We start from the raw sequence: 4309 nt of genomic DNA on the forward strand, positions 1-4309 counted from the left end.
CCACGTCTTGCCGATCGGGGCGCTCTGACTCGTCCAGCAAAGAGACTTCGATGCGTTCATCCCGGGCCACCGGCATGCGATCAAGCACGGTGATCGGAATTGCCCGGTCGTGGCCGCTGGTGATGGTGATGCGATGGAGGCGCTCGACCTCGTTGCGCCGGCGGAAGGTACCGCTGCTACCCCGGATATCCCGCACCAGCTTGTGCTCCACGGTAGTCCGCTGATCGACGCCAAAGCCCGCGCGGAACTCGTTGCCTGGCACCAGGGCGGAAAATTCGGTCTGGGCCACCATGACGCCATCACGATAGAGATGGGCATTGCCCATCGGCAGCGGTACCTCGCCCTCAAACTCGCCGGTGGCGAACAGCCATGCATGAGAGGCCCGGGAAGGCACGGTCCTCAAAGAAAGTGACACCGGCAGTTCGGCCCGACCCAAAGTGAAACGGTGGTGTTCTTCGTCCCCTGGCACGCTGACGCGTCCGGGCAGACGATACTCCGCCGAGAACTCACTCCCGACAAGATCCGCAGCAGTGACTCGCGAACCGGTGACGGGAACACGACGCAGGCTGTAATCCTGATGCACCTCGGCCGCCTGGGGTTGATGGAAGTCGATATACCAGGATGAAAGCTCGGGTATCTGGTCTCCCAGTGCCGGTTCGCTGGTTGAGACGAACAGTGTGACGTCTTCCCAGTCTTCCCCGCTGCTCTGATGAATCTGGGCACGATGAACAATTTCCACTTCTTCACTGCCGGTATCGAGATGAACCTCGTAATCCGCATGCCAGCCGGCTCGGTAAACCACATATTCCAGCTGCAGTTCGGCTCGCCCGGGCCCCTCGGCCTGCCAGCTCATCGTCAGGGAACGGGACTCGGTCTGTTCCCCGCCCAGGTCATCCAGACTGTCACGCAACACCTCGATTTCCTCATCCAGGCGCCGCGCTTCCCGGCGGGCAGTGAGACGTTCACCGATCACACTTTCGGCCGTCTCGCCCAAGGTCCCCGTGATTGACGCCAGTTGGTTCCAGTCGGTTGCTGACGCCCTGTCCTCTCCGGTCGCCTGCTCCAACAGACGCAATTGGAGCGCCAGCACATCCAGGCGTACCTCCACTTCTTCCCGCTCAGCCTCAAGCATCTCAATACGGGCGCGTAGCTCACGGATGGCTGCCCTTTCGCTTTCCGTACCACGCTGTCGCTGGGTGGATAGCTGACCAATGGCCAGTGATGCAGGCTTGATGGGCGTGATTCGCAAGGCGTTGACGTCCAGAGAGGCAGGCAGACCATCCAGCCGCAAGGTGCCACTCTCCCCGTCCACGTCAAATTCGACAATCCGGCTGACTTCCGCCTTCATGGGGTAGACGGTGACCGAATCAACCCGATGATTGACGGTATCGGCCAGACCCTCGCCTATCGGCGAGAAGAAGGTGGCCAGGCCAAGCAGTATGGCGAGCGCGACACGCTGGAACATGGGAACCCCCTTTGCTGAGCGCTACAGGAAGGATCAGTCTAATCAAAATCGGCGCAATTGGGCGAATACCGAGCCGTCACTCCCGAATCGACATGCTTGCACACTACAAGAGCAGGGAGGATATCCAATGACCATCATTGCTCCGGCAGTGACTGCCATGACGGAGAGGTTAATGGTTCATTCATCGCCATGGAGTAGCGATCCGCGAGCACCATGAGATGTGCCTGGCTCGCTCAGCTGCTTCTCCATGCGATAGTCGTCCATGACATAGCCCCCACCGATGTCGAACATAACCGGACCTGTATTGCGAAAGCCCATGCTTTCATACCAGCGGATGGAATCCAGATTATCGCGGTTGACGGTCAGCCAGAGCATGTCCAGATCACGCTCCCGGCAAACCTCTTCGGTGAATGCCAGTAAGCGCCGGCCCAGACCCTGGCCACGGTAGCGGCCGTCGACGTAGATCTTGCTGATCTTCAACCGTTGTTCGGCGGGCTCTGCAATCAGCGCCAGATAGCCGGCAGCCTGCCCGTCCCGGCGGAGCAGGTAATATTCCTGACCCTCATTCAATTGCCGGGCAATGGCGGCCTCACTTTGAAAGTTGGACAGCATGTAATCCACCTGAGCCCGACCAATGATGGGCGCGTAGTGATCCACCCAGATTTCCCGAGCCAGGCGGGCCACTGCAGCAATCTGGGTTTCAGTGCTGACTTTGACGATCTCGACCATCGACGATTCTCACATTGTCCCGAGGGATCGACTATCCTGCCACAGTTCCACAGATCCGGCAGTCAGTCTTCCTGCACACGGAAGATCAAGACCTGACCGTCGCTGGTGCTGATAATTAGCTCATCCCGATGCCAGGCCGGCGAAGACAGGAACCCTCCCAGATGCAGGATGTATTCCATGTAGCCGTAAAGCGCCTGGTGCAGCTCCCCGGAACCCAGGCGTTCGTTATCGAACTGCCCGCTGTCCGGGTCCAGCGTGCCAAAATGGTTTTCCCGGGCGGCATCGCTTTGATACCGCCAGCGTTGTTCACCTGTCGCGGCGTCCAGTACTAACAGATCACCGTTCATGACCGCCGTGACCAAATGGCGCCCGAGGACCAGGGGTGAACTGTAGCTCCAGGCACCGACCTCCCGACGCCAGACCTCGGTCCCATCCACCCGGTCCAGGGCGATCACGAAACCCGGCACCGAGCTACCCAGGTAGATACGTTCATCATCCACGGAAGGCGTGGCCACCACCCAGGAGCGTTGCATCATGGCGTAACGCCACAGCACCTCTCCGGTTGCCAAAGACAGGGCATACAGGTAGCCGTCACGGCTGCCCACGTAAACCCGGTCACCGTCCACCACTGGCGAGGACTGGACGCCCAGCCACTGCTGATGAACGCTATCCCGCTCGGTGGCGTAGGTCCAGCGAACCTCCCCGCTTTCCGCATCCAGGGCATGCACCATGCCGTACCAGTCGCCAATCACCAGGGTATGGCCATCCGGATGCTTGCGGCCAAGGGCCGGGGAGGAATGGACCATGCCAGCGGTCCGGTAGCGCCAGAGCAGCTCGCCGGTATCGGCATCCAGGGTGTACAGATGGCCGTCGCTGCTACCCACATGGACGCGGCCGTCGGCCACTAGGGGTGAGGACAGGTAGAAATCCCAGGGGTCGCGAATCGGGGCATCGCTGTGCCGAATTCCCATGTAGTGGATGGCGCTGAAGCGCTTCTCACCGCCGGTCCGAAAAGACCAGGCCTCAGTTCCGTCGACGCGATGGATGGCCTGGAACAAACCATCGAGATTAAGGATATAGACGAAGTCCCCGAAAACGGCCGGCGTGGCACTGATGGCTCCGCCCGAGGGGCGAATCCATTGCAATTGGCGATCCGCAAGCCCGAAGGCATAGAGGTTGCCGTTCTCACCAGCCACGAAGAGCTGATCCCCGACGGCCACCGGCGAACTGGCAATGGTGGTGGGCAGGCGGAATTGCCAGTCCAGCGCCAGGCTTGTGACAGCCACATCCTGGCGGACATGACCGCTGCGCTCGGGATCACCCTTGAACAATGGCCAGTCAGCGGCGTCGCCGGGCACGGTATGGAATAGAATCAAGAAAATCAGTGTCAGACGGACACTCGAAAATGACATGGTTCGGACTCCTGAGAATGAAGTCCGGCCAGTCTGCCGATCGCGTCCGGGCCCGTCCTGAAGCCGGCCCAAAGCTTCTTAAAGCCTAATTAATCCTATTACTTTCAATTGCTTGGCAACGTCAAACCAAGACTGGTCAGCACAGCCTGAAAGCGGGGCTCGGCATGCAGGGCGCGATAATGCGGATCCACGGCCAGCCAGAGCAGCGCTTCCTGGGAGTCCTCGCGCGCCGCCTCCAGATGATCCAGGGCCTGGCTATACTCCCCGGCCACCAGGGCATAGCGTGCCCAGGACAGGGGCGGTCGGTAATGACCCAGCTCCGCAGTTTCACGCTCATCCAGCAAGCGAGCATGGACCCCGGCCAGTCCGGCTTCGGCAAAGTCGGCCTCAAAGCGGGCCAGCCGTTCGTTCTCGATACCGGCCAGGGTCATCAGGGCCTTAAGGTGCTCCATGGCCACGAACTCGTCACCTCGCTGGAAGGCAATATGCTGGGCCGAGACATGATAGGCGGCCGAGCGGGGCTCGGTCAGGGTAATACGCTGGATTTCCTTCCAGGCCAGCTCGGTCTCGCCCTGCATGAGGTAGTTCCAGGCCACCATAGGCACCGCGTAAAACAAGGGCTGGTGGCGACGCAGGGTCGTGACCTCCGTCATCGCTTCCTCAAATCGACCGAAGGCCAACAAGTAGTTGGCGTAGGCTAATC

General features: G+C 60.5%; 3 protein-coding genes and 1 pseudogene. All 4 read right to left on the bottom strand.

The window, feature by feature from the left end; genetic code table 11:
- A partial coding sequence (locus tag ACJWXQ_RS03300; protein WP_406672135.1) for a mucoidy inhibitor MuiA family protein occupies nt 1-1465 on the bottom strand: 1465 nt, incomplete at its 3' end.
- Nucleotides 1466-1642: 177 nt separating this feature from the next.
- Complete coding sequence (locus tag ACJWXQ_RS03305; protein WP_346051230.1) at nt 1643-2194, bottom strand: GNAT family N-acetyltransferase; 552 nt, start codon at nt 2192-2194, stop codon at nt 1643-1645.
- Nucleotides 2195-2256: 62 nt separating this feature from the next.
- Nucleotides 2257-3606: a PQQ-binding-like beta-propeller repeat protein gene (locus ACJWXQ_RS03310; RefSeq protein ID WP_346051231.1), complete on the bottom strand. Its 1350-nt coding sequence runs from the start codon at nt 3604-3606 to the stop codon at nt 2257-2259.
- 104 nt (nt 3607-3710) lie between these two features.
- Nucleotides 3711-4309: pseudogene (locus ACJWXQ_RS03315) on the bottom strand (hypothetical protein); the annotation flags it as partial.

Source organism: Natronospira sp., from assembly GCF_007134575.1.
GTDB classification, from domain to species: Bacteria; Pseudomonadota; Gammaproteobacteria; order Natronospirales; family Natronospiraceae; genus Natronospira; species Natronospira elongata.